Consider the following 26,514-nt stretch of genomic DNA (forward strand, 5'->3'; position numbering starts at 1 on the left):
TTTATATTAGAACATATCATGAACAAATGAGCCAGCCGCTGGTTCTCTTTTTTGAGAGCCATCGGCAATCACCCCTGAAGGAGCGGCGTATATGAGCGGCGCACGGATGAGCGCGCTTGCGACCTTGCGCGGCCAGATCGAGCGCATCGAGACGGCGGAGATCGTGCATCAGCACGATCGCGTCGCGCTCGGTCATGGCGAGGCCGATGCCGCGCTGAAGGGTGGGCTCGCGCGCGCGGCGATCCACGAGGTGTTTTGCGAGGGGCGGCAGAGCACGGCCGCGACCGGTTTCGTGATGGGCCTTGCGGGGCGCGTCTCGGCACAGCGGCCGCTGCTGTGGGTGCGGCAGGATTTTTCGGAGATTGAAACCGGCGCGCTGTCGATGAGCGGGCTCGCCGAGCTCGGCCTCGATCCGCGCCGCGTGGTGATGGTGCGCGCCGCCGATGTCGAGAGCGCGCTGCGCACCTCGGCCGATGCGCTCGCCTGCGATGCGCTCGGCGCGGTCGTGCTCGAGCTCTGGGGCGAGACCAGACAGTTCGATCTCGTCGCGAGCCGCAAGCTGACGCTCGCCGCGCAATCGTCCGGCGTCACCGGTCTGATGCTGCGCATGGCCGCGCAACCGCTGCCCTCGACCGCGGAGACACGATGGATGCTGCGCGCAGCGCATTCGCCGCCGGGGTCAGCTTCAATGCCTGCGGCGCCTTGGAGCGCCTGGGGCGCGCCGCGCTTCGATGCCGAGCTCTTGCGCAATCGTCATGGCCCGTGTGGCCGGTGGATCATGGAATGGAAATGTGATGAGTGCCAGTTCAGTGAACCGTCGGCGTATCCTCAGCCTGTGGCTGCCGCGCCTGCCCATCGACCGGATCCAACGCTTCCTTGGCAGCGCCGGGCTGGGTAGGACCAAAGCGTTTTCAAGCGAAGTGGGTACCGGTTCGCGTGAAGAAAACGCGTCAAAACAAAAAGACGAGCCGAACATCGTTGTCATCAAGGACAACAATGCGCTGGTGATCCATGCACTCGACGAGGCTGCCGAGCGCCTCGGCCTGCACATCGGCCAGCCGCTCGCGAATGCGCGGGCGATGTGTCCGGATCTAAAGGTATTCGACGCCGATATCGTGGCCGATGCAAAGACGCTGAGCGACATCGCCGACTGGTGCGATCGCTTCACGCCGCTGGTGGCGCTCGATCCGCCGCACGGGCTGTTCCTCGACATCACCGGCTGCGCGCATCTGTTCGGCGGGGAAGCCGCGCTGTTGAAGACGCTGGTCCGTGCGCTTGCGCGGCAGGGCTTTGCCGTCAGCGCGGCGATTGCCGGCACCTCGGTCTGTGCGCGCACGCTGACGCGGCAGATACCCGGCATCATCGTCGCCGATGGCGGCGAGGCGGCGGCGATCGACCGGTTTCCGGTGTCGGCGCTCGGCGCGGGCGAGGCCGTCACCACCGGGCTGCGCCGTGCCGGCCTGAAGACCATCGGCGATGTCGCCTCGCGTTCGCCAAGCGAAATCACGGCGCGGTTCGGCGCGCGGTTCTCCACGCTGCTCGCGCATGCGCTGGGGCAGGGCGATGCACCGATCAATCCGCGCAAGCCGCTGCCCGACTACATCGTGGAGAAACGTTTCGCCGAGCCGATCGCGACCGACACCATGATCGCGATGACGCTGTCGCGGCTCGCCGACACGCTGATCGCCTCCATGGAAAAGCAGGGCAAGGGCGCGCGCCGGCTGGAGGCCGCGTTCTTCCGTACCGACGGTGTGGTACGCACGATCATGGTCGAGACCGGGCGTCCCGTGACGCGAAGTGCGGTGATCGACCGCCTGTTCCGCGAGCGCCTCGATGCGCTCGCCGATCCCCTCGATCCCGGTTTCGGCTTCGACATGGTGCGCCTGTCGGCGAGCCGCACCGAGATTGTGGTGCAGGAGCAGCGCGATCTCGACGCCCATGTCCACGACAATGACGAGCTCGCCGCGCTGATCGACCGCATCGCCGCGCGCATCGGCGGAAAGCGCGTCGTCGTGCATTTGCCTGAGGATACACATATCCCCGAGCAGGCGGTGCTGGCCGCGCCCGCGCAGCATCATCTCGCCGCCGCCATGCAGGCCGAATGGCCGGCGCGCGCCGAGAGCGAGCCGCCGCTGCGCCCCTTGCGGCTGTTCGACAAGCCGGAGCCGGTCACAGTGCCGTTCGCGACCGTGCCTGACGGCCCGCCGCATCAATTCACCTGGCGGCGGGCGAAACATGCGGTGGTGCGAGTGGAAGGGCCCGAGCGCATCGCCATGGAATGGTGGCGGCAGAACGGCAAGCAGCTGACGCGGGATTATTTCCGTATCGAGGATGCCGAGGGCCTGCGCTTCTGGATCTTTCGCGACGGTCTTTACGAGGGAGAGGTGTTCGACGCCGAGGGCAAGCCCGCTCCCCCCAACTGGTATGTGCACGGTCTCTTCGCATGAACACGCCTGCGTATGCCGAGATCGGCATCACCACGAACTTCTCCTTTTTGCGCGGCGGCTCCGACCCGCGCGCCTATGTGCATCAGGCCAGCGAACTCGGCATCCCCGTCATCGGCATTGCCGACCACAACACATTGGCCGGCGTGGTGCGCGCCTACAAGGAGCTCGACAATGACAAGGTGTTGCACAAGCCGAAGCTCCTGATCGGCGCGCGCATCGTCTTCATCGACGGCACGCCCGACATTTTCGTCTATCCGAGCGACCGCGCCGCCTATGGCCGGCTGTGCCAGCTTCTCACCCGCGGCAAACGCGGCGACGACATCACGCGGATCGAGAAGGGCGAGTGCCGTCTCACCTTCGCCGATCTTCTCGAGTTTTCCCAAGGCCAGCTTCTGATCCTGGCGTTGCCGCATCGGTTTGATGATGCGCAGGCACTGGATGTGCTTTCAAAACTCAAGTCGAGCCGCGCCGAAGGCGTGTGGCTGGCGGCGAGCCTGATCTATCGCGGCGATGACCGCCGCCGCCTGGCGCGGCTCGACGATCTCGCCGCAAAGGCAAAGGTGCCGCTGCTCGCGACCAACGAGGTGCTCTATCACCATCCCGGCCGCCGTCCCTTGCAGGACGTGCTCACCTGCATCCGGGAAAAGACCACGATCGAGGCGATCGGACGGAAGCTCGAAGCCAATGCCGAGCGCTTTCTGAAGACGCCAAGGGAGATGTCGCGGCTGTTCCGCGATTTCCCCGAGGCGATCGCGGAGACCATGCGCTTTGCTGATAGAATCGACTTCTCGCTCGACCAGCTCAAATATCAATATCCGGACGAGCCGGTGCCGCCGGGCAAGACCGCGCAAGGGCATCTGGAGGACCTGACCTGGGCAGGGGTCGATAAATATTTTGGCGGCGAGATCGATGACAAGCTGCGCGCCACGCTGAAGAAAGAGCTCGCGCTGATCGCCGAGCTGAAATACGCGCATTACTTCCTCACCGTGCACGACATCGTGCATTATGCGCGCAGCCAGAACATCCTGTGCCAGGGCCGGGGCTCGGCGGCGAATTCGGCTGTCTGCTACGTGCTCGGCATCACCTCGGTCGATCCGACCAAGGTCGATCTGCTGTTCGAGCGCTTCATCTCCAAGGAGCGGCTCGAGCCGCCCGATATCGACGTCGATTTCGAGCATTCGCGGCGCGAGGAGGTGATGCAATATGTCTATCGCCGTTACGGTCGCCATCGTGCCGCGATCATCGCCACCGTCATCCATTATCGCCCGCGCAGCGCCATCCGCGACGTCGGCAAGGCGCTGGGCCTGACCGAGGACGTTACCGCAGCACTCGCCGACACCGTCTGGGGAAGCTGGGGCAAGGGCCTCAACGACATGCAGGTCCGTCAGGCCGGGCTCGATCCGCAAAATCCCATGATCAACCTCGCGGTCGAGCTTGCGACCGAGCTGATCGAATTTCCGCGCCACCTTTCGCAACATGTCGGCGGCTATGTGCTGACCCAGGACCGGCTCGATACCTATGTGCCGATCGGCAACGCCGCGATGGATGACCGCACCTTCATCGAATGGGACAAGGACGACGTCGACGCGCTCAGCATGATGAAGGTCGACGTGCTCGCGCTGGGCATGCTGACCTGCATCCGGAAGTGCTTTGATCTGATCGACCGGCACAAGGGCAAGCGCTGGGTTCTGGCGACCGTCCCGCAGGACGATCCCAAGGTCTACGACATGCTGTGTGAAGGGGAATCGCTCGGCGTCTTCCAGGTCGAAAGTCGAGCGCAGATGAACATGCTGCCGCGCCTGAAGCCGCGGACCTTCTATGATCTCGTCATCGAAGTCGCGATCGTGCGTCCAGGACCGATCCAGGGCGACATGGTGCATCCATATCTGCGCCGGCGGAACAATCTGGAGAAGGTGAGCTACCCGTCTCCGGCACCGGATCAAGGAGACAAAAATGAGCTTTACAATGTGTTGAACAAAACGTTGGGCGTGCCGCTGTTTCAGGAGCAGGCGATGCGCATCGCGATCGAGGCGGCAAAGTTCACCTCCGAGGAGGCCAACGGCCTGCGCCGCTCGATGGCGACCTTCCGCAATGTTGGCACCATCGGCCAATACGAGGAGAAGCTGATCGGCAACATGGTCGCGCGCGGCTACGATCCCAACTTTGCCAGAAGCTGCTTTGACCAGATCAAGGGTTTTGGCTCCTACGGCTTCCCGGAGAGCCATGCCGCGAGCTTCGCCCAGCTCGTCTACATTTCCTCATGGCTGAAATATCATCACCCCGACGCCTTCTGCTGCGGCCTGTTAAACTCGCAGCCGATGGGCTTTTACGCGCCCGCGCAGATCGTCGGCGATGCCCGCAAGAACGGTGTCGAGGTGCGCGATATCGATGTCTCCTATAGCTTTGCGCAGAACACGCTGGAGAATACTGACAAAAAATATTGCGCCGTACGTCTCGGCTTTCGCCAGATCGACGGCTTCCATTGGCTCGATCCCGATGAGGAGTTCCTCAAAGCGCAGCAGGCGAAGCGGCAAGGCAAGGTCCATGTCGTTCAGGAAGACTGGGCCGACCGCATCCTCAAGGCCCGCAACCGCAGCCCCTTCACCTCGCTAGAAGACTTCGCCCGCGACACCGGGCTGCCCAAGCGCGCGCTGATCCTGCTGGCCGATGCCGATGCATTCCGCTCGCTCGGGCTAGACCGTCGCGAGGCACTGTGGCAGGTGCGGCGGCTGCCTGATGACGTGCCGCTGCCGCTGTTCGAGGCGGCAACCGCGCGCGAGCAGCCGGACGAGCACGCAGAACCGCTCCCGGTGATGCCGCGCGCCGAGCAGGTGGTCGCGGACTACCAGACCATCCGGCTATCGCTGAAGGGCCATCCGATGGAATTCTTGCGCGAGATGTTTTCGCGCGAGCGGATCGTCGCCTGCAAGGAGATCAGCCACGAGAACGAGCGGCGCCGCGTTCGCTGCGCCGGCGTGGTGCTGGTCCGGCAGCGGCCAGGCAGCGCCAGCGGCGTGGTATTCATGACGCTGGAGGACGAAACCGGCATCGCCAATGTCGTGGTGTGGCCCAAGATCATGGAGCAGTACCGCAAAGAGGTGATGGGCGCGCGCCTCATCGAGGTCCAGGGCTATATCCAGAGCAGCCCCGAGAAGGTCACGCATCTGATCGCCCAGCGCATGATCGACCGCTCGCACGATCTGGTCGGTCTCGCCAACGACGCCCTGACCCGCAAGCATCCGGTGCCCGCAGGCGCCACGGTGGTCGAGCCGCTCAACGACGACCCCCGCGCCCTCGCGGACATGCCCGCGCAGAAAATCCGCCACCCCCGCAACGTCCGCATCCTGCCCCCGTCGCGGGATTTTCATTGAGGCGCGTGCCGCCGCATCGGAGGATCTCCTGGCGATCGCAACAATTTGAATCAAGTCCCTAAGCAACCTGAAAGCGAGAGGTCGATATAGTTCGTCGAATTCGATTGGACATGACGGGGTGATGCTTGCGCCAGCCGGAATCGTTGCAACGATCGCGTGGCCTCGCAGTCGCCGTGAAAGCAGATCGGAAGCCATCCCGCATCGATAGGCTGGCTCTCTGGTTCTCCAAAGGCAGCACAATCGATGGACTTTGGGTCGGGACGTTCGAAAGCAAGCCCCACCCGGCGCTACGCCGCGTTGAAGAGGCTCTCCGGCTCATCAAGTGCCATGACACGCTTGGTTATGCGCGGATCACGCGGGATCTCGACCGAATATGGGTGAATCTGCTCCCCAGCGCCCAAGCGCACTACGATCGGTCCTTGAACGCTTGCGTGCTCGATGAGCGCTACATTCTGGGGGATACGATGACCCTGGAGCAGATTGCGTCTACGCTCATCCATGAAGCGACCCACGCACGCCTCGAGGGTTGGGGAATCACTTATCTCGAGGCGAGGCGTGTCCGGATCGAAGCGATCTGTCTTCGCCGGGAGTTGAACTTCCTCAATAAATTGCCGGACACCGAGGCGCTACGAGACGAGATAGCGCGGACGTTGGAGTGGTGTGTTGCGGACGAGGATGACTACTTTGCCGATGCAAGCTTCCGTGCGCGCGACGAGGACGGAGGAATCGAAACATTGCGCCATCTGAACGCTCCGGACTGGATCATCAGGTGGATGACCAGGCTGATCAGCAAAAGGCGCAAACGTGCGTCGGTGTCGCAGGGATCCTAGCCTTCGCGTTCTAATCGATACCAGCGTCGTCGCCTCCGCATGTCATTGCGAGCGCACGCCACATTCGCGACTGTCATACCCGCGACTCGGCTACGCCAAGGCTTCGCCGAGGTTTCGGTCTTCGGCGCGCCGAAGCTTCAGCGCAGGCGGCGGGCGGGGTATCCAGTACGCCGCGGCCTCCCGGATCCAGCCGCGGCGGCTCTGGACTCCTGGATCACCCGGTCTTCAAGTCGGGCGATCACAGTGCGCTCTCAAAAATTCACCCGGTTCGAGATCGCGCCATCCACAACGAGGTTCGATCCCGTCGTGAAGGCCGACACCGGGCTCGCCAGAAACACCGCGGCGGTCGCGATCTCCTGGGGCGTCGCCATCCGGCCCGTCGGGTTGCGCTTCATCGCGTCGTTGTAACGCTCGGGCATGTTCTGCTCGATCATGTTCCAGACGCCGCCCTTGAAATAGACGGTACCGGGCGAGACCACATTCACGCGGATCTTCTTCTTGGCGTATTGCCGCGCCAGTCCCTTGGCCATGTGGATCAGCGCCGCTTTGATCGGGCCGTAGGAGCTGGCGAGATCGGCCTGCGCCGCCGCGATCGAGGAGATGATGACGAAGGCGGCATCGCCGCTTCGCTCGCCGCCGGCTTCGAGGAACGGCCGCGCAGCGTCGAACGCATGCACGGCGCCGAGCACGTCGAGCCGGAAATTCTGCTCCCAGGATGCGGGGTCGTGGCCTTGCGACATCGCGCCGGCATTGGAGAACAGCAGATCGACGCCGCCGAGCTCCTTCGCAGCAGCTTCGATCCAGACTTTCAGCGCCGCGCCGTCGGTGACGTCCACCGCACCGCCGGTCGCGTTGATGCCACTCGCCCTCAGTTCAGTGACGGTCGCGGCAACCTGATCCGCGTTGCGCGCGCACACCGCGACATTGGCGCCTTCGCCGGCCAGCGTCGCCGCAATCGCCCGCCCGATGCCGCGCGTGCCGCCGAGCACGATGGCGTTCTTGCCTTTGAGACCGAGATCCATTGTTTGGGACTCCTTCTTGTTGAATGCAGGGAGTGTAGCTGTTTCGGCGGATACCTAGAAGCCTCAGCATCGTCATTGCGAGGAGCTCTTGCGACGAAGCAATCCAGACTGTCGCCACGGAGAGATTCTGGATTGCTTCGCTACGCTCGCAATGACGTGGGGAGAGGCCATAGGGTGGGCAAAGGCGCGTGAGCGCCGTGCCCACCATTCCCTCAACTTGCACGAGGTGGTGGGCACGCTTCGCTTTGCCCATCCTACGAAGCTTGCCCCCTCACTCCGGCGCGGCTCCCACCGGCGGGCCGCCGGGCGGGCGGTGCAGGAAGGTCAGCGACGCATAGGCGCCGACCCAGGAGCCGGTCGCGGCGAACGCCACATAGAACGCATTTTCGGTGTAGCTGATCACGGCGTAGGACGAGAGCAGATACCAGATCGCACTCCAGGTCGCCGCCGGCATGCGCTTGCGTGCGACCACGGCGGAGGTGAACATCACATAGACCGCGTCGGTGGCCGCCGTTGCGACGAACACGGCGCCTGCGGTGAGGGGATCGATAGCGGCCATTGCAATCCTTTCTGCGGTCATGACATGGTCGCGAAAATTACAGCATGATCCGGACAAGTGCGCAGCGGTTTTCCGAAAAGATCATGCCCAATCCGACAAGGGAGAGAAGCGGTCATGCAAAGCCCCGCCGACATTCTCAAGGACATCTGGACCTCCGCCGGCGGTGACGTCGCCGCGCTCGAACGCGTGCGGCTGACCGGTGAAGAACCGCAGATCCCATCCTCCTTTCGTGTCGCCGTTGCCGGCCAAACCACGATCGCTGCCGCGGGGCTCGCTGCGGCCGAAATCTGGCGCTTGCGCAGCGGCGAGGGGCAGAATGTCTCCGTCGACATGCGCCACGCCGTCGCCGAGTGCCGCTCGGAGCGCTATCTTCGCCTCGACGACAAGCCGCCGCCACCGGCCTGGGACGCCATCGCCGGCGTCTACAAGACCGGCGATAACCGCTTCGTCCGCTGCCACACCAACTTTCCGCATCATCGCGACGCCGTCTGCAAGGTGCTGGCTTGCGTGCCCGAGCGCGAGAAGGTGCAGGCCGCGCTGATGCAATGGAAGGGTGAGGATTTTGAAACCGCGGCCTATGCCGCGGGCGGCGTCGTTGCGTTGATGCGCTCCCACGACGAATGGTCGGCGCTGCCGCAGGCACGCGCGCTCGCCGAACTGCCGCTGATCGCGATCGAGAAGATCGGCGAAGCCCCGCCAAAGCCGTGGCCGCAAGAATCGTCCAGCGGCGATCGTCCGCTCGCGGGCCTGCGCGTGCTCGATCTCTCCCGCGTCATTGCCGGTCCCGTTGCCGGTCGCACGCTCGCGGCGCACGGTGCCGACGTGCTGCTGGTTTCAGGCCCGGAACTGCCGGCCATCCCATGGCTCACCATCGACACCGGCCGTGGTAAGCTCACGACGTTCATCGATCTCAAGAGCGAGGCGGGCAGGACGCAGATGCGCGAGCTGCTGAAAGACGCCGACATCTTCTCGCAAGGCTATCGCCCGCGCGCGCTCGCCGCTCTCGGCTTCGCGCCGGAAGATGCAGCCAGCATCAATCCCGGCATCGTCTATGTCACGCTGTCGGCCTACGGCCATGCCGGCCCCTGGGCCGAGCGGCGTGGTTTCGATTCACTGGTGCAAACCACCACCGGCTTCAACCATGCCGAGGGGCAGGCCGCCGGCATCGACGGTCCCAAGGAATTGCCGGCCCAGATGCTCGATCACGCCACTGGCTATCTGATGGCGTTCGGCGCGATGATGGCCAAGGCGCGCCAGTCCCGCGAAGGCGGCAGCTGGCACGTGCGCGTATCGCTGGCCCAGACCGGGCGCTGGCTGTGGAATCTTGGGCGGCTCGACGGCGGACTGAATACCCCGGATCTTACGGGCGACGCCGTACATGCTGCGTTCATCGAGAGCATGCCATCTGGCTTCGGTACGTTGAAGGCGGTGCAGCATTCGGCACTGCTGTCGAAGACGCCGGCACAATGGAGCCGCCCGGCGATGCCGCTCGGCAGTCATCCGGCGAAGTGGCCGTCTTGAAAGCTGACGTGAAGCTGACGCATCGCAAAATTTTAACGCAGTTCGAAAGGTGCGAGGCGTTTTTTAGGTTGTTTGAAATCCCAATTCAGCACTATTAGCGCGACCGATAAGGCAGGCGTCTGCCAAGATCGTCGCAGACACGACCGGGCCCCATGGTAGTTGAAAATACCAAGCGATTGCAGGTGTTTACAAAACAACGGATGATCACATCCGTAGTTTTACTGGCGCTTGCCGGCGCCGGTGCCTATGGCTTTCTCTATGCGGGGACCAAGGACAAGAGCCACTCCGAGATCTCCAGCCAGTCGCGCAGGAATGCGCAGAATTTCACGCCGACAGCGTCCGAATGGGCGACGCTGACGATCGAGACCGTCAAGGCCAAGACCTTCCGGGCCGAATATGTCACCGAGGGCAAGGTCGCGGTTGATGAGGACCGGTCCACGCCGGTGTTCTCGCCCTATGCCGGCCGGGTCACCAAGCTGTTCGCCAAGCCGGGCGAGACCCTGACCCAAGGTCAACCGCTGTTCACAATCGAGGCCGCCGACACCGTGCAGGCCCAGAACGATTTCATCGCCGCGATGACCGCGCAGAACAAGGCGAGGTCGGCGATCGATCTTGCCGACATCCAGTTCAGGCGCGCCAAGGATCTTTACGAGGGCCGCGCCATTCCGCTGAAGGACTATCAGCAGGCGGAGACGAACCAGGTCCAGGCGCAGAACGACATGCGCTCCTCGGTGACGGCGCTGGAAGCCGCACGCAACAAGCTGCGGATTCTCGGCTACACCGATGAGACCATCAAGACATTCCAGGACAAGGGCGTCATCGATCGGGAGATCACGATCTACTCGCCGATCGCAGGCACCGTCGTGCAGCGCAAAATCGGCCCCGGCCAGTTTGTGAGCGCCGGCGCCAGCGATCCGGTGTTCGTGGTCGGCGATCTCTCCACGGTCTGGCTCACCGCCTTCGTGCGCGAGAGCGATGCGGCCGCGGTGTGCATCGGACAGGACATCACCGTCAACGTGATGGCGCTGCCGGGCCGTCCGCTGACGGCCAAGATCAACTACGTCGCCGCGGCGATCGATCCGAGCACGCGTCGTCTGCTGGTTCGCGCCACCATCGATAACAAGGAAGGCCTGCTCAAGCCGGAAATGTTCGCCAACGTCACGATCTATTCGGCCGGCGACCGCGCCGCGCCCGCGGTGCCGAAGCAGGCGTTGATCTACGAAGCCGACAAGGTCCGGCTCTGGGTCGCGCGCGAGGACAAGTCGGTCGAGCTGCGCGAAATCAAGACCGGCCTCATCAACGGCAACCTCGTCGAGGTCACCAGCAATCTGAAGCCCGGCGAGCAGATCGTCGTCAAGGGCAGCCTGTTCATCGACCGCGCGGCGTCCGGTAGCTGACCAGCGACCTCAAGAAACTGAAGCCAGACTGAAGACCTGAATGGACCGCCTCGTCGCACTTGCCGTCAACCGGCGCTTCCTGATGGTCGGCATGTTCGTCGCCGTTCTCGTCGGCGGCCTGATCGCGTTCAATCAGCTCAACATCGAGGCCTATCCCGATCCGACCCCGCCGATGGTCGACATCGTGACGCAGAGCCCGGGCCTGTCGGCCGAGGAGATCGAGCGTTACATCACGATCCCGATCGAGACCCAGGTTGCGGGTCTGAAGAACCTCACCACCATCCGCACCATCTCGCTCTACGGCCTCTCCGACGTCAAACTCCAGTTCTCCTTCGCCTACACCTACGACGAGGCGTTGCAGCAGGTGTTGAACCGCCTGGCGCAGCTCGCGCCGCTGCCGGGCAACGTGCAGCCGCAGATCTCGCCGCTCAGTCCGATCGGCGAAATCTTCCGCTACCGCCTGGTCGGCCCGCCGAACTACAGCGTGCTCGACCTCAAGACCATCCAGGACTGGGTCCTGCAGCGCCGTTTCCGCGCCGTTCCCGGCGTGATCGACGTCACCGGATGGGGCGGCAAGAGCAAGACCTACGAGCTCGAGGTCGACAACAACAAGCTGGTGGCCAACGGCCTGACGCTGCCGCAAGTGCTCCAAGCGGTGAGCAATTCCAACGTCAATGTCGGCGGCAACACCGTCAATATCGGCCAGCAATCGGCTGTGGTGCGCGGCGTCGGCCTGATCCGCTCGATCGACGACCTCGCCAACACCATGATCGCCCAGACCAACGGCAACCCGGTGCTGGTCAAAGACGTCGCCACGGTCACCGTTGGGCAGAAGCCGCGCCTCGGTATCGCCGGCATCGACGATTCCGACGACATCGTGCAGGGCATCGTGCTGATGCGCCGCGGCGAGCAGAGCTCGCCGACCATCAAACGCGTTCACCAGCTCGTTCAGACCATCAACAATTCCAGCATCCTGCCGCCCGGCGTGCGCATCGAGCGCATCTACGACCGCGGCGATCTGATCGAGCTCACCACCCACACCGTGCTGCACAACATGGTGGTCGGCATTCTCTTGATCGTGCTGCTGCAGTGGATCTTCCTCGGCGATCTGCGCAGCGCACTGATCGTCGGCGCCACGATACCGTTTGCGCTGTTCTTCGCCGTGATCATCCTGGTGCTGCGCGGGGAATCGGCCAATTTGCTGTCGGTCGGCGCGATCGACTTCGGCCTCATCGTCGATGCCACCGTCATCATGGTCGAGGCGATCTTCCGACGCCTGACGCAGACGACCCCGGTGTCGGAATCCGAGCATATGTCGCCCGAGACGCTGTTCGGCATGAAGAGCCACGCCATCCTCAGCGCCGCCGCCGACGTGTCGCGTTCGATCTTCTTCGCCGCCGCGATCATCATCGCGGCCTTCATCCCGCTGTTCACGCTCTCCGGCGTCGAAGGCAACATCTTCGGACCGATGGCGCGCACCTATGCTTATGCGCTCGCCGGCGGGCTGCTCGCGACCTTCACCGTCACCCCGGCGCTGTCCGCGATCATCCTGCCCGCGCATGTCGAGGAGACCGAGACCAAGGTGATGCAGATCCTGCACCGCATCTACATGCCGGTGCTGAACTGGGCGGTGGCCAACCGCAACATCATGCTCGGTGCCGCGATCGGCCTCGTGGTGATGACGGTCGCACTCAGCCGGCTGCTCGGTCTCGAATTCCTGCCCAAGCTGGAAGAGGGCAATCTCTGGATCCGTGCCACGCTGCCGCCGACTATCTCGCTCCAGGAGGGCAACTCCTACGTCAACGAGATGCGCAAGGTGATCCGCGCCCGGCCCGAGGTGGAATCCGTGGTGTCGCAGCACGGCCGTCCCGACGACGGTACCGACGCCGCCGGCTTCTTCAATGCCGAGTTCTTCGCCCCGCTCAAGCCCGTCAGCCAATGGCCCGGCACCCGCGACAAGGATGAGCTGACCGCGCAACTGCTCAAGCAGCTCGACGACCGCTTCCCCGGCGTCGAGTTCAACTTCTCGCAATATCTCCAGGACAACGTCTCCGAAGCCGTCTCCGGCGTGAAGGGCGAGAACTCGATCAAGCTGTTCGGAAGCGACCTGCAGGCACTGACCGACACCGCCAACAAGATCAAGCAGGTGCTGTCGACCGTGCAGGGCGTCACCGACCTTGCAGTGTTCACCTCGCTCGGCCAGCCGACCATCCAGATCGACATCAATCGCGCCAAGGCCGCGCGCTACGGCCTTGCGCCGGGCGACATCAACGCCACCATCAAGGTCGCGATCGGCGGCGACACCGCGGGCGATATCTACGAGCCGGGCTCCGACCGCCATTTCCCGATCATCGTGCGCCTCGCGCCGGAATACCGTCGGAGCGCCGAGGTGATCCAGAATTTGCGGATCGGCGCGCCCGGGCCGAACGGCACCGTCACGCAGATTCCCCTGAGCGAAGTCGCCACCATCAGCCTGGTCTCGGGCGCGGCCTACATCTATCGCGAGCAGCAGGAACGCTATCTGCCGATCAAGTTCTCGGTGCGCGAGCGCGACCTCGGCAGCGCTATCCGCGAGGCGCAGCAGAAGATTGCCGACCAGGTGCAGCTGCCGCCCGGCTCGCACATGGAATGGGTCGGCGAGTTCGGCAATCTCCAGGACGCGATCCGGCGGCTGTCGATCGTGGTGCCGATCTCGCTGGCGCTGATCGGCATCCTGCTCTGGTTCAATTTCGGTTCGATGACCGACACACTGCTCGCCATGAGCGTGATCCCGATGGCGATTTTCGGCGGCGTGCTGGGCCTGTTGATCACCGGCACGGCCTTCAGCGTCTCCGCGGCGATCGGCTTCATCGCGCTGTTCGGCATCGCCGTGATGGACGGAATCATCATCCTGTCGCAGTTCAACCAGCTCATCGAGGAGGGCATGGACCGTATGAGCGCGGTGATCCGCACCGGCGAGCTTCAGCTTCGTCCCGTGCTGATGACCTGCGTCGTCGCGGGCGTCGGCCTGCTGCCTGCCGCGCTGTCGGAAGGCATCGGCTCGCAGGTGCAGAAGCCGCTCGCGGTCGTCGTGGTCACCGGCATGATGCTGGCGCCGGTCGTGATCCTGGTGACGCTGCCGGTGCTGATCTCCTTCTTCTCGCGCCGCGCGCGCTGAGGCTTATTGTCTGCGCGCGATCTTGTCGGAAAAGTGCTGCACACTTTTCCGGATCACGCTCTAACCTAATGCTCGCTGCGTGATCAGCAGTAGCGCCTAGCGAATCAGAATCCGTAGAGTTGCGCCGGATTGTCGACCAGGATCTTCTTGCGCACATCCGCATCCGGCGCCCACACCGGCAACTGGTTGAGCAGGCGGCCATCATCGATCTGGTAGAGCGGCGCGATGTCGGTGGCCTTGCGTCCCTCGACGCGGCTCGAATCCGGATGCGGCCAGTCGGTGCCCCAGACGATGCGATCGGGGTTCGCCGCGATCAGCGCACGGGCATAGGGCACCATGTCCTGGTAATCAGGTGCGAGTTTCGACGAGCGATAGGCACCGGAGATCTTCACATAGGCCTTGCCGGATTTGACCAGCGCGACGAGGTCGGAAAATCCCGGCTGCTCCAGTCCGAGGGGAGCCTCGAGGCCGCCGAAATGATCGAACACGGCGGGCACCGGCGCGGCCAGCACCAGCTCCTTGATCGCCGTAATCATCGGCAGCGTGGCGTAGAGCTGCACGTGCCAGCCGCGCGCCTTCATGCGCTCGACGGCCGCGGTGAAGCGCGCCCGGCCGACATTGGGATCGCTGACGCCGCCGGTGGCGAGATTGATGCGGATGCCGCGGAAACCTTCCTGCTGCATCGTATCGAGCTGGGCTTCCGTCGTCTTCTCGTCGATCACGGCGACCCCGCGCGCGGTCGCGCCACGCGCCTTCATGCCGAACAGTGACGAGGAATTGTCGGTGCCGTAGACGCTGGGCGTCACGATCACCACGCGCTCGATATGCAACGCCTTGTGCAGCGCGGCCATTTCCTGGGGGCTCGCCGGCCCTGGCGTGTAGACACGCCCGGCGAAGAACGGAAACTTTTCGATATCGCCATGAATGTGCGTGTGGCAGTCGCAGGCATGCGCCGGGACGTCGAAATTGACAGGCGTCGCGGGTTGCGCCGCGCGGGCGTGGGCTTTGCTGGTCATGGTACTCCGGCGGCAAGAGAGGCGAGCAGGACGCTGCGGCGATCGAGCACGGTTTCTGCCTGGATTTTATTGTTTGGCAGTGAGGCCAGGAAAGTATCACATCAGCCGGGCAGCCGCTGCACCTCGCTGCATAGCTGCTCGACAAGCTCCGCAAGCGGACGCGAGCCGTCAACGCGGACCAGCGGGCAGGGCAGACCCGCGAGCCACGCCTCATGCGTGGCGAGGCTGCGGCCTTCGCGATCCCCGGCTTCGTAGTGCGAGGCCCATTCGATGAAGGCCTCGGTCTCCTCATGACGCCAGCCGCCGGGCGCGACAGCATCAGCACCAAAATGCTCGGCCTCGCGGGCGCGCAAACGCTCCAACCGTAGTTCGCGCGGCGTGACGACGAAGACGACGAGGTCGAAATACGCGACGAGTTCGTCGCCCCAGCCGCTGGCGGTTCCGCTCAACACCCAGTCGTGCCGCGGCAGGAACATCTCGCGCATCAGGCGCAGACGCTCGGCGGCAGGACGCGTAGTCTGGTAGGGCGGCACGGTCGGCAGCCAGAAATAGTCGTCAGTGTCGTGATGCGGTAGCGCAAGCCGGCCCGCAAGCGCGCGACCGAGCGTCGTCACGCCGGAGCCCGAAGCTCCTATGAGATGGATGCGGCGGCTTTTCATTGGCACCAAGCCAATCGATTTTGAAACTACTGCCCCGACGGCGTGCGCAGGCCGTGCCAGGCGTCGCGGACCTGCTGGTAGTGCACCTCGGGAAGATAGTCCGGCGTGTTCAGGCTCAAGGTCTTGACGTCGAGATGGCCGACGGCGCTGAGCAGCGTGTAGGAGGCGATGACGCGGTCGCGCAGCGCGCCGATCAGCCGGGCCTTGGCCTGGATCAGATCGGCCTGCGAGTTCAGGACATCCACCGTCGTACGTTGTCCGCCGGCGGCTTCGCGCTGCACGCCCTGCAGCGCCACCGTTGCCGCCTTCACCTCGGACTCCGAGGCCGAGACTGCGATCTTGGCGCCTTCATTGGCGACCCAGGCGCTCACCGCCGCCGTGCGCGCCTGGTTGCGCACCTGGTCGAGCACGAGCCGGCTCTGCGTCGTGACTTCCTTGGCTTGCCGGGTCTGCGCGGCGGCCTGGCCGCCGTCATAGATCGGTGCAGTGACGTTGGCGACGATCGAGGCCTGGTCCTCGGCGAGGGTGCCGAGCGTCGGATCGTTGTTGCGGCTTTTGCTGGCGCTGCCCTGGATGCTGGCGCTCGGCAGCAGCGCGCCCTCGGCAACGCGGATGTTGGTGGAGGCGACATCGACGTCGAAGCCGGCCGCCATCACGGCCGGGTGCTGGCGGATCGCCATCGTCATCGCGTCTTCGCGGCTCTTCGGCAGATAGCGGTCGACGACCTCGGCGGCGCGGAGCTGCGACGGCGGGTTGCCGATCACTTGCGCATAGGTGGCCTGGCTCACCGCGAGCGCAACTTCCGCCGCGTTGAGATCGGAGAGCCCGCGGTTGAGACGGGCTTCGGCCTGGGCGGTGTCGGTCGGCGTGACGTCGCCGGCGTTGAGCCGGCGCTGGGTGACCGACACGGTCTCGCGCAGGAACGCAACGTTGGAGCGCTGCGCCTCGACCAGCGACTGGTTGGCGAGCACGTTGGTGTAAGCGGTGACCGCGTCGAGCAGCACACCCTGGCCGACATTGCGCAGCGCCTCGCGGCCCGACTGCACCTGGAGTTCCGCGGCGCGCACATTGTTGGCGGTACGGAAGCCGTTGAACAGGGTCTGCGTCACGGTGACGCCGATGATCCACGGCTTCAGATTGGCGGTCTGGATGGTGTTGTCGGGCAGCAGATTGCGCACCGATTGCAGGCCGGCGCTGAGGCTCGCCACGATCTGCGGCCGGTAGCCGGCCAGCGCCTGCGGCACGTTCTCGTCCGTGGCGCGTTGCCGCGCCCGTTCGGCATTGAGCTGCGGATTGGTCTGGTAGGCCTTGGCGAGCGCCTCGGGCAGGGCTTCGGCCCATGCGGCGGAGGGCAGGGCGCAGCAGAGCGCCAGCGTGGTCCATGTCGCAAGCACAGGACCCACGCCCGATCGACGTCGCGTCATCACGCGACCAGCTCTGGCGGCACGCCCAATCATGTAATCCCGCTCAACCCCGGCTGTCCGCCCCCGCCGATGGCGGTTCTCTTAACTGTTTAGCCAGCCGGGGTCCCGCAGGCAAACTGCCGCGGGGAAAACCCCCATGTATTCCGTGCTTGTTGCAGGTGCGTCACAGGGCTTCTGCGGGAAGTCCGCACAGTCTTACACCAGCCTTACCGTGCGCCGGCTTCAGCGGTTCTTGTTCACCGGCTTGCGCTTCTCGATGAACGCAGCCATGCCCTCGGAGCGGTCTTCCAGCGCGAAGGTCGAGTGGAACAGGTTGCGCTCGACGCTCATGCCTTCGGCGAGCGTGGTCTCGAAGGCGCGGTTCACCGCTTCCTTGGCCATGGCGGCCGCAGGGCGCGACATCGCAGCGATCTTCTCGGCCGCGGCCATGACCTCTTCCATCAGCCTGTCGGCGGCCACGATGCGGCTGACGAGGCCCGAGCGTTCGGCTTCCGCGGCATCCATCATGCGGCCGGTGAGGCAGAGGTCCATCGCCTTGGACTTGCCGATCGCGCGGGTCAGGCGCTGGGTGCCGCCGATGCCGGGAATGGTGCCGAGCGTGATCTCGGGCTGACCGAACTTTGCGGTGTCCGAGGCGATGATGAAGTCGCACATCATGGCGAGCTCGCAGCCGCCGCCGAGCGCGTAGCCCGAAACCGCCGCGATGGTCGGCTTGCGGCAGCGCGCGACACGGTCGCCGCCGATCGCGGCAAAGTCCTCGGAGAACATGTCGATGAAGCCCTTCGGCTGCATCTCCTTGATGTCGGCGCCGGCGGCAAAGGCTTTCTCGCTGCCGGTCACGACGATGCAGCCGATGGCGTCATCGCCCTCGAGATCGTCGACGGCGGCGGCGATCTCGCGGAAGACGCCGAAGGAGAGCGCGTTGAGCATCTTCGGCCGGTTCAGCTTGATGATGCCGACTGCGCCTTTGCTTTCGACGATGATGTGTTCGAACGTGCTCATGCTCCACCCACGCGTTTGATTGGGCGGGCAATGTGCCCGCTGGCGCGGATGGCTTCAAGGCCCAAAGGCGGCCCGGAACACGCGGCAAGACGCGCGTTCCGGACGGGATGTCGTCAGGCCAAAATCAGGCCAAGAAAACTAGGCCATGAACATCCGCACGGCCGAGGCCAGCGTCAGCAGCGTGCCGACACCGATGAAGATCTTGCCGATCAGGGAGCTCTGGTCCCAGGCCGAGCTTTGATGGCTGCTCGCCATGACAGGCGCCGGCCGCGGCTGCGCGTCGGTCGCGGCGATCACCGCCTTTGGCGCGGGCGGGTTGTCCTGCTGCAGGGTGCGGTCGATGTCGTTGAGCTGATCGGGCGCCGCTGCCTGGGTCTCGGCATTCGGCGCGGCGGTATTATCGGCTGCCGCCTGGACGTTGTCGTTGGCGCGATTGGTCATCGCGGAAGCTGCGGCCGCGGGGGTGTCGGCGGCGGCGAGCTGCGCATGGGCGTTGGCGACCTCAGGCGTTATCTGGCTGGAGGCCTGTGCGTCATTCTCAGTCTTGGCTAGATCACCAGCCTTCGGCGCGGCGTCCTTCTTGTCGGCCTTGTCGTCGGATTTCTGCGCGGTCTTGACGCTGTCGCGGTGGCGCGAGGCGTGGCGCCGCTGCTTGCCCGGCTTGGCCACGTCGGTCTGTTTGCTTGCGCTGTCCGAGTTGCTGGTTGCGCTGGGCGCTGCCTGTACAGCGCCGCCGAACAGCAAGAAAAGCCCGGCAAGAAGAATCAATGCCGCGTGTCCGCTGGCTTTCATCATGTTGACGATCTCCCCAATTCCGCCTGTCCCGGGCCGAACAGAGACCCCGGGGCGTGACGACAGCGGGGCAGAAAATGGGAATCTTCGGGCTACACGGGGCAAAAGCTTGGCAAACCGCCTCCCCGGGGCGGGGTGCCGGGTGCGGGCGGAACGGATCGGTGTTATGAGCCCGTCACGGGTTTGGCGGTCGCATCGGGTGGCGGGGCGAGGCTTGGATCACGAATTCGTGATCTTGCCGGTGCCCGCGTAACAATCTGAAAGAGCGGCCGAATTGCATGGTGAGGACGCGCGTGCGCGGACGTGAGGACGAATGGACCGGCCTGATGCGGTCGGCCATGGCGGGGGATGATGCGGCTTATCATCGCCTGCTGAAGGCGGTCACGCCGGTGCTGCGCGCTGCCGCAAGGCGGGGCCTGGCGCGGGCCGGGCAGCCCCCTGATCAGGCCGAGGATATCGTGCAGGAAATTCTGTTGGCGGTGCATTTGAAGCGGCACACCTGGGACAGCGAGGCCCCCTTCGCCCCGTGGCTGTTTGCGATCGCCCGCAACAAGCTGATCGACACTCTGAGGCGGCGCGGTCGGCGGATCTTCGTCGACATCGACGATTTCGCCGAGACGCTGCCGGGCGAGGTGCCAGAGGAGACGGCATCGGCCGCCGAAGTCGCGACGCAGTTGAACGCGCTGCCGCAGCGCCAGCGCGACGTGCTGCAGTCGATCGCGGTCGAGGCTGCGTCGATCAAGGACACGGCGGCAAAGTTTTCGATGAGCGAAGGTGCGGTGCGGGTCGCGCTGCATCGCGGACTTGCAGCACTGACAGCCAAACTGCGGGACCACTAGTTATGGACACCGATCAACTCATTCGCTCGCTGGCGGCCGACAACGCCCACCGCGCACCGCGCGTCGGCGCCGTGCTGACCATGGCGCTGCTGGTGGCCGCGCCCTTGTCGATCCTGATCTTCGCGACGTTCCTCGGCGTGCGTGCCGACGTGATGAGCGCGATGCACAATCCGTTCTTCGACATGAAGTTCGCGGTCACGCTGTCGCTCGCGATCCCCGCGATCATCGTCAGCCTGCACCTGTCGCGGCCCGAAGCCCTGATGCGGGGCTGGGGCTGGCTGCTGCTGCTGCCGGTCGGCCTGCTCGCGGTCGCGATCGGCAGCGAGGCGATGATGGCGCCGGCGATGCCGATGACGATGCGGCTGATGGGCAAGAACTCCCGGGCCTGCCTGATGGCAATCCCCGCGATGTCGCTGCCGCTGCTCGCGGGCGCACTGTTCGGCCTGCGCCACGGCGCACCGTCGCGCCCTGCGCTCGCCGGTGCGCTCGCCGGCCTGGTGTCGGCCGGGCTAGCCGCGACGCTCTATGCCTCGCACTGCACCGACGATTCCCCGCTGTTCGTCGCGACCTGGTACACGATCGCAACCGCGGTGGTGACGGTGATCGGCGCTGCGGTGGGCTCGCGAGTTCTGCGGTACTAAATCCGGCGGCTTCAGGCCGCCGGCGTCGCATTCTGCATGCGGTGGAAGCGCAGCACCTGCTGTGCGGTCGAGCTGCGCAGGGCCTCATAGGTGTCGCGCAGCGTCAGCATGTCGGTCTGCGAGCCGCCGGAGAGTCTTTCGCGCATCGCGATGATCGCGCGCACGCTCGTCCATTGCATGCCTGCGACCTTGGCGAGGATCATCACGCCCTCGGTGCGGCTCTCGATCATCATGGTCTCGGCGGTCTCGACCGCGACGCCCGCGAGCGCCGCAAGCCCCGCATTGGTCTCGTCGAACTTGCCCTGTTCGGCGAAGGTGGTGACCTGGAACTCGTTGAGGCGGCCGTCCTCGTGCAGCGACTTCACCAGCGCGCGCGCCATCTCGGTCTGCCTGGTCATGGTGGCGGCGCGGATCCGCTGGGCCGCTTCCTGGACCACGCTGGAGACTTCGTCCGCGAGCTCGGGATGGGCGGCCTCGAGCTTCCGGCGCACGCTCAGGGAGGCTTTCGCAACCAGCTTCAAATAATGATGGCGCGGCAAATCGGGCCGCAGGCCGATACAGGTGGCGAGACCATCGTCGCGTTCGGCGCGCGTGACGAGGTCGGTGAGGCTTCCCTCGGAGAGCTGCGCGCCCGGATTGCTCACGGTCGATTGCACCACGTCCTCGTCGCCGCGCGTCACCAGCACGTCGGTCAACGCTTCCGACAGCACCCGGCGCAGCGAGATCGCCTTCAGATGCGCTTGGCCGCGGGTGCGCGCGATCTCGATCAGGGTTGCTTCGTCCAGCCGTTCCGATTTCGTCAGCACCGGGCCGGCGACCTCGATGACTTCGTCGAGCGCGAGCGTGCGGATGATCTTCGGCGGCGCCGCCGGGATCGGCGCGAGGCGGTCGGCGAGCAGGGCCCGGGCCGAGGTCTCGATCTGCTCGATCAGGCACTGGAACACGTCGTCGAACACGCCGACGTGCTCGTCGGAATAGTCCACCGCGTTACCCAGGAAGAGATCCGTGACACGGCGCAGCGTCTCGACGCGGCGCGCAACGGTGCCGTGCGAGAGCGCGGCCTGCAATTCTTCGAGCAGATTCTCGGATGTTTTGGCGGATTTCGATCTCATTGCCCTGTCCTGGAGCGTTTGGTCCGGCCGCCTTTGGCGCGCCGGGGGAAAATGGATTGGTCAGCTCATTGCAATTCGGTTGCGCCCTTGCGCCTTGGCGGAATAGAGCGCGCTGTCGGCGCGTGCGAGAAACGTGTCGGCAGTATCAGCATCGCGCAGCGTCACGACGCCTGCGGAAATCGTCACGCGCATGCCGGCGCAGAATGCGCTCCAGTCGAGATCGGCTACGATGGCGCGCAGGCGCTCCATCATGCGCGAGGCGGCCTCGCTTGTGGTGTCCGGCAGCAGCAGCAGAAATTCCTCGCCGCCGTAGCGGCCGAAGCAGTCGGCCGGGCGGATATTGGCGAAAATGGTGATGGCGAAGGTGCGCAACACCTCGTCGCCGACGGGATGGCCGTGGGCGTCGTTGATGCGCTTGAACCAGTCGAGATCGATCAGCGCGATCGCGCAAGGCGCGGAGGCCTGCCGTGACTTCTCGATCTCTGCGTCGAGAAGACGCATGATGCAGCGGCGATTGTAGGAGCCGGTTAGCTCGTCGAGTTCGGCCAGTTCCTCGATACGCCGATAGGCATTCTTCAGCTCGATGCTGCGCCGGTACAGGATCTTGCGCAGCGTGGCGCCGAACAGGCCGAGGAAGGCGCACTGGCCGATCACCAGCACAAAGCACAGCATCGAGGCCATCCGCTGCAGCCTGGTGGTGACGGGCATGCCGATCGGCAGGTCGGAGCCGAGGAACACGGCGGCAAGAGCCGTGGTTGCGACCGCCCAGGTGAACATGGCCTGGGCCGAGGTCATCCGCAGCGTGCCGAAGGCGAAGATCAGGAACAGCACGCTGATGAAGGCGACGCCGATCGTCGGGACCGACACCAGGAACACGAACTGCAGCGCCATATGCGCCGAGATCTGGAAGACGGTGAGATAGTGGTCGGTGAAGCGGTCGCCGACGCCGGCCTCCGACATCACCACGAAGATGCCGATGATCGAAAGACCGCCGACCCAGAACAGCGACGGCACGTGCATTGCGACGGTGCCGTCATAGCCATAGAGCAGCAGGACGAAGGCGCCGAGCGAGTAGCTTGCGACCTGGCCGATATACATCTGGCGGCGCTGCCGGGCCCGGCGCACCACCACCTCGGGCGCGGCCGCTTCGGGCGTGAGGACGAGATCCGCGGTCTCAGCGGCATTCCTCTCCGGAAAGGACGTCGCGGCCGTGCTCATGGTCCCGCCAATGGTGGAGCTCAGCCCAAAAATCTACGTGGCAAGCCTTTAGGTTTGGTATCCTTTGAAACCGAATCCGAACCGTGCACCGCAGAACAGGGTGAGATCGGCCGGCGGGGGATTTTTGCCGGCGGTTAGGCATCGTTGGCGATGCGGTCGAGCCAAAGTTGGGCTTCGTGAGACATACGTCGTGCAGGACTGCTAAGGAACCGGACCTGGTCGGCCCGCCCATGCCGGGCTGGCGCTCCGCAAGAAAGTGTTTCAGTATTATGTTACCGATCTGGATCGAGGCGGCCAACCGCCGCGGGTGGGACGAGAAAGATACGCGTATGTGGGGTAGATCACACAGGCTCCCGTATGACTGCGGTAGGTTGAAGAATTTCGCCCCTCCCGTCGAACCGTCCGCCATATCGACCCGACCAACTTTGCGAGACGGGTATTGAGCGTGACACAGGCGGCTTCGGACGAGGTCCTGATCGCCAGGATCGCTCAAGGTGACCGGCTCGCCATGCAGGTGCTGTACGGGCGGCACCATGTCAGGGTCTACAGGTTCGGGCTGAGGCTCGTGCGGGACGAGCAGGCGGCGGAAGACCTCATCAGCGAGGTGTTTCTGGACGTCTGGCGTCAAGCCGGCAAGTTCGAAGGCCGATCCGCCGTTTCCACCTGGCTGCTGGCAATCACCCGATTCAAGGCCCTCTCGGCGCTCCGGCGCAGGAAGGACGTTGGATTGGACGAAGAAGCTGCCAACGCGATCGAGGATTCGTCCGACGATCCGGAAATCGCGGTGCAGAAAAAGGATACCAGTGAAGCGTTGCGTGAGTGTCTGACGGGCCTCACGCCGGAACACCGGGAAATCGTCGATCTCGTCTACTACCACGAGAAGTCCGTGGAAGAGGTGGCCGAAATCGTCGGCATTCCCGAGAACACTGTAAAGACGCGCTTGTTCTACGCGCGCAAGAAACTGGCCGAACTGCTGAAGGCAGCCGGCGTTGAGCGAGGCTGGCCATGATGGCATTGAGCAAGAAGATGCTGGAGCAAGAGCCCAGTGAAATTGAACTGCTGCTGCCCTGGCACGCCGCCGGCACGCTGAACGCGCGCGACGCCCGCCGCGTCGAGGACGCGCTGGCGCGCGATCCCGAGCTTGCCAAGCAGTACGCCGCGATCCGCGGCGAGTACGAAGAGACCATTCATCTGAACGAAAGCTTGGGTGCTCCGTCGGCCCGCGCGATGCAGAAGCTGTTCGCCGCGATCGACGCCGAGCCGGCGCAGGTGCCCGCGTCGCTGCCGCTCTCCACGCGCATCTCGACCTTCTTTGCGAGCCTGTCGCCGCGCACGCTGGCCTGGTCGGCGAGCCTCGGCGCCATCGCGCTGCTGCTGCAGGCCGGCATCATCGGCGCGGTGCTGATGAAGACCCAGACCGCGACCTTCCAGACCGCTTCACTGTCGACCGGCGCGCCGATCACGCGCGAGCTTGGTGCATCCGCCGCACCGGCACGCGCGCTGGTGCGCTTCACGCCCGAGGCGCGGGTTGCCGACATCACCGCATTGCTCGACAGCTACCAGGCTTCGATCATCGGCGATGCCAAGGGCGGCATGTTCCGCCTCCAGTTCGACAAGGCGATGAGCCAGGACGAGCTTGCCTCGCTGCTCGGCAGGATGCAGCGCGAGAAGTTCGTCAATCTGGCCGTGGCGGCGCCGTAAGGCGCCCCTGAACCGATGGCGCGCAAGTCCGAGAGTAGAGTGCGACCCGGGGCCTACGCTTCCTCGGTCGGAGCCGCGCTGCTGCTTGCAGCCTCCCTCGGCGTCGAGGTTGCAGAGGCGCAGGCGATCATGCGCACGCCCACGATCAGCGTTCCCTCGCGCACGCCGACCATCTCTCCCACCGTTGCGGCGCGGGCGGCGAGCGTTGGTCGCGGTCCACGCACGGTCACCACCACCACCACCACCACCACCACCACCACGACGGTGGTTGCACGGATTCCGTCGGCCCGGATCGCGCCGGTGATGCCGGTGCTGCCCCATGTGCGCTACTCGCCGAACCTCTATCCGTCCTGCACGGCCGCCTATCGCGATGCCGACGGCGAATGCCTTGCCGAGCCCAATGCGGGCGGCGAGGGGATCGGCAAATCGGGCAAGAAGAGCGCCAGCAAGGGGCGCGGCAACAGCAACACGCCGGTCGCGGCGAGCCAGCGGAGCTTCGCGGGCGAGTTCGTTGCCGAGATCGACGGCGCGCTGCCGGTCGCCGAGGCTGACGAGCTTGCGCGCCGCCACGGCCTTGCGCGCGTTGCATCGGAGAATTTCCCGCTGATCGGGGCGACGTTCGGCCTGTTCCGCATCACCGACGGCCGCGCCTACGAGACCGTGCGGCGCGAATTCGCCGCCGACGGCAGCGTCCGCTCGGTCCAGCCGAACTTCCGCTACCTGCTCCAGGATCAGAAGGCGACGACGCCGACCGAAGGCGATCCGGCGCAATATGCGCTGGCCAAGTTGCGCCTGCCGCAGGCGCATACGCTGGCGCACGGCGCCAACGTCACGGTTGCCGTGATCGATTCCGGCATCGACGCCAAGCACCCCGAGCTCGCCAATTCCATCTCCGACAATTTCGACGCGCTCGGCAGCACCGAGGGGGCGCACGTCCACGGCACCGGCATCGCCGGCGCGATCGTGGCGCATGCCAAGCTGATGGGCAGCGCGCCCGAGGCGCGCATCATCGCGATCCGCGCTTTCGGCGGCACCACGGGCGGCGCCGAGAGCTCGTCCTACATCATCCTGCGCTCGCTGAACTATGCCGCCGAGCATGGCGCGCAGATCGTCAATATGAGCTTTGCCGGTCCGAAGGATGCGGTGATCGAGCGCGCCATTGCCGCCACTGCCGCACGTGGCCTGGTCCTGATCGCGGCCGCCGGCAATGCGGGCGCGAAATCGCCGCCGCTCTATCCCGCCGCCAATCCCAACGTGATCGCGGTGAGCGCGACCGACCAGCAGGACAAGCTGTTCACCGCCTCGAACCGCGGCAATTACGTCGCGCTGGCCGCGCCCGGCGTCGACATCTTCCTGCCGGCGCCCGACGGGAAATACCAGATCACGTCGGGAACCTCGTTCTCGGCCGCCTATGTCTCCGGCGTCGCGGCGCTGCTGCTCGAGCGCAACTACGCGCTCAAGCCGGAAGCGCTGCGCATGACGCTGGCGAAGACCGCGCGCGATCTCGGTTCACCCGGGCGTGATGATCTGTTCGGCGACGGCGAGGCCGATGCGTTCGCTGCGGTGACGGCAGTTCCCGCCGACAGCACGACGCCGCTTGCCACTGCGTCGGGTACAACAAAACGTGAAGACGCCGACAAGCCGCGCGCAGAGCCCGGCATTCGCGCCATCGAGCAGCCCTCGCTGTCGAGCGCGGACGATAAAGCTGCGGTTTCTCAGGCGGATAGACCGGCGGCGCGATAGTGGCTGCGACAACTTTGCGCGCGCGCTGAAGGTTAAAAATTCGAACGCCGCTTTGAACGTTCA

Annotated in this window: 20 protein-coding genes and 1 pseudogene; 12 read left to right on the forward strand and 9 right to left on the reverse strand. The window is 65.1% G+C overall.

Annotated elements, in window-relative coordinates; genetic code table 11:
- Positions 1-91: 91 nt before the first annotated feature.
- The 4 genes from RAD16_RS09095 to RAD16_RS09110 all read left to right on the forward strand — a co-directional run bounded on the left by RAD16_RS09095 (position 92) and on the right by RAD16_RS09110 (position 6,648).
- Positions 92-898, forward strand: a complete 807-nt coding sequence (locus RAD16_RS09095) for an ImuA family protein (protein WP_458157541.1) — start codon at positions 92-94, stop codon at positions 896-898.
- Positions 795-2,447 (forward strand): Y-family DNA polymerase, encoded by a 1,653-nt coding sequence (locus RAD16_RS09100; RefSeq protein WP_458157542.1) that lies wholly within the window; start codon positions 795-797, stop codon positions 2,445-2,447. The genes RAD16_RS09095 and RAD16_RS09100 overlap by 104 nt, the downstream gene beginning before the upstream one ends.
- On the forward strand, positions 2,444-5,818 hold the full coding sequence (locus RAD16_RS09105; protein ID WP_458157543.1) for an error-prone DNA polymerase: 3,375 nt from the start codon (positions 2,444-2,446) through the stop codon (positions 5,816-5,818). The genes RAD16_RS09100 and RAD16_RS09105 overlap by 4 nt, the downstream gene beginning before the upstream one ends.
- Before the next feature lie 125 nt (positions 5,819-5,943).
- Positions 5,944-6,648, forward strand: a complete 705-nt coding sequence (locus RAD16_RS09110) for a hypothetical protein (RefSeq protein ID WP_458157544.1) — start codon at positions 5,944-5,946, stop codon at positions 6,646-6,648.
- A 251-nt stretch (positions 6,649-6,899) separates the two neighbouring features.
- Here RAD16_RS09110 and RAD16_RS09115 read toward each other — a convergent pair whose 3' ends face one another.
- Together RAD16_RS09115 and RAD16_RS09120 are read right to left on the reverse strand one after the other, a co-directional pair.
- On the reverse strand, positions 6,900-7,670 hold the full coding sequence (locus RAD16_RS09115) for an SDR family NAD(P)-dependent oxidoreductase (protein WP_458157545.1): 771 nt from the start codon (positions 7,668-7,670) through the stop codon (positions 6,900-6,902).
- Positions 7,671-7,941: 271 nt separating this feature from the next.
- A complete protein-coding gene (locus tag RAD16_RS09120) occupies positions 7,942-8,229 on the reverse strand; it encodes a hypothetical protein (protein ID WP_458157794.1) in 288 nt (95 codons plus the stop codon).
- Between the two features lie 114 nt (positions 8,230-8,343).
- Between RAD16_RS09120 and RAD16_RS09125 the strand changes: the two genes are divergently transcribed.
- From RAD16_RS09125 to RAD16_RS09135, 3 genes are all read left to right on the forward strand, one after another.
- A complete protein-coding gene (locus RAD16_RS09125) occupies positions 8,344-9,750 on the forward strand; it encodes a CoA transferase (RefSeq protein ID WP_458157546.1) in 1,407 nt (468 codons plus the stop codon).
- Between the two features lie 152 nt (positions 9,751-9,902).
- Entirely contained in the window at positions 9,903-11,147 is a 1,245-nt protein-coding gene (locus RAD16_RS09130) for an efflux RND transporter periplasmic adaptor subunit (protein ID WP_458157547.1), read from the forward strand.
- Positions 11,148-11,187: 40 nt separating this feature from the next.
- A complete protein-coding gene (locus RAD16_RS09135) occupies positions 11,188-14,304 on the forward strand; it encodes an efflux RND transporter permease subunit (RefSeq protein ID WP_458157548.1) in 3,117 nt (1,038 codons plus the stop codon).
- Between the two features lie 104 nt (positions 14,305-14,408).
- On the opposite strand, the pseudogene RAD16_RS09140 reads toward RAD16_RS09135, so the two are convergent.
- From RAD16_RS09140 to RAD16_RS09160, 5 genes and pseudogenes are all read right to left on the reverse strand, one after another.
- Positions 14,409-15,370: pseudogene (locus RAD16_RS09140) on the reverse strand (amidohydrolase family protein).
- 51 nt (positions 15,371-15,421) lie between these two features.
- Positions 15,422-15,979 carry a hypothetical protein gene (locus RAD16_RS09145; RefSeq protein WP_458157549.1) on the reverse strand — a complete coding sequence of 186 codons (558 nt, stop codon included), beginning with the start codon at positions 15,977-15,979 and terminating at the stop codon, positions 15,422-15,424.
- A gap of 26 nt (positions 15,980-16,005) precedes the next feature.
- A complete protein-coding gene (locus RAD16_RS09150) occupies positions 16,006-17,436 on the reverse strand; it encodes a TolC family outer membrane protein (protein ID WP_458157550.1) in 1,431 nt (476 codons plus the stop codon).
- A gap of 189 nt (positions 17,437-17,625) precedes the next feature.
- Positions 17,626-18,405: an enoyl-CoA hydratase gene (locus RAD16_RS09155; RefSeq protein WP_458157551.1), complete on the reverse strand. Its 780-nt coding sequence runs from the start codon at positions 18,403-18,405 to the stop codon at positions 17,626-17,628.
- Positions 18,406-18,543: 138 nt separating this feature from the next.
- Positions 18,544-19,200 carry a hypothetical protein gene (locus RAD16_RS09160; protein WP_458157552.1) on the reverse strand — a complete coding sequence of 219 codons (657 nt, stop codon included), beginning with the start codon at positions 19,198-19,200 and terminating at the stop codon, positions 18,544-18,546.
- Between the two features lie 290 nt (positions 19,201-19,490).
- Here RAD16_RS09160 and RAD16_RS09165 point away from each other — a divergent pair, with 290 nt between their 5' ends.
- Positions 19,491-20,036, forward strand: coding sequence for a sigma-70 family RNA polymerase sigma factor (locus tag RAD16_RS09165; RefSeq protein WP_458157553.1), 546 nt, complete (start codon positions 19,491-19,493; stop codon positions 20,034-20,036).
- 2 nt (positions 20,037-20,038) lie between these two features.
- Positions 20,039-20,677 (forward strand): NrsF family protein, encoded by a 639-nt coding sequence (locus RAD16_RS09170; protein WP_458157554.1) that lies wholly within the window; start codon positions 20,039-20,041, stop codon positions 20,675-20,677.
- An 11-nt stretch (positions 20,678-20,688) separates the two neighbouring features.
- Here the strand turns inward: RAD16_RS09170 and RAD16_RS09175 are convergent, their stop codons facing one another.
- Entirely contained in the window at positions 20,689-21,789 is a 1,101-nt protein-coding gene (locus tag RAD16_RS09175) for a DUF2336 domain-containing protein (RefSeq protein WP_458157555.1), read from the reverse strand.
- A 60-nt stretch (positions 21,790-21,849) separates the two neighbouring features.
- A complete protein-coding gene (locus RAD16_RS09180; RefSeq protein ID WP_458157556.1) occupies positions 21,850-23,007 on the reverse strand; it encodes a GGDEF domain-containing protein in 1,158 nt (385 codons plus the stop codon).
- Positions 23,008-23,446: 439 nt separating this feature from the next.
- Here RAD16_RS09180 and RAD16_RS09185 point away from each other — a divergent pair, with 439 nt between their 5' ends.
- Genes RAD16_RS09185 through RAD16_RS09195 form a run of 3 tightly spaced genes read left to right on the forward strand, consistent with a single transcriptional unit; the run spans position 23,447 to position 26,451 of the window.
- Positions 23,447-24,016, forward strand: coding sequence for a sigma-70 family RNA polymerase sigma factor (locus RAD16_RS09185; protein ID WP_326899638.1), 570 nt, complete (start codon positions 23,447-23,449; stop codon positions 24,014-24,016).
- Complete coding sequence (locus RAD16_RS09190; protein ID WP_458157557.1) at positions 24,013-24,708, forward strand: hypothetical protein; 696 nt, start codon at positions 24,013-24,015, stop codon at positions 24,706-24,708. Before RAD16_RS09185 ends, RAD16_RS09190 begins: the two co-directional genes overlap by 4 nt.
- A gap of 15 nt (positions 24,709-24,723) precedes the next feature.
- Complete coding sequence (locus RAD16_RS09195; protein ID WP_458157558.1) at positions 24,724-26,451, forward strand: S8 family serine peptidase; 1,728 nt, start codon at positions 24,724-24,726, stop codon at positions 26,449-26,451.
- The last annotated feature ends 63 nt before the right edge of the window (positions 26,452-26,514 follow it).

The sequence above is a fragment of the Bradyrhizobium sp. 18BD genome, assembly GCF_054185225.1.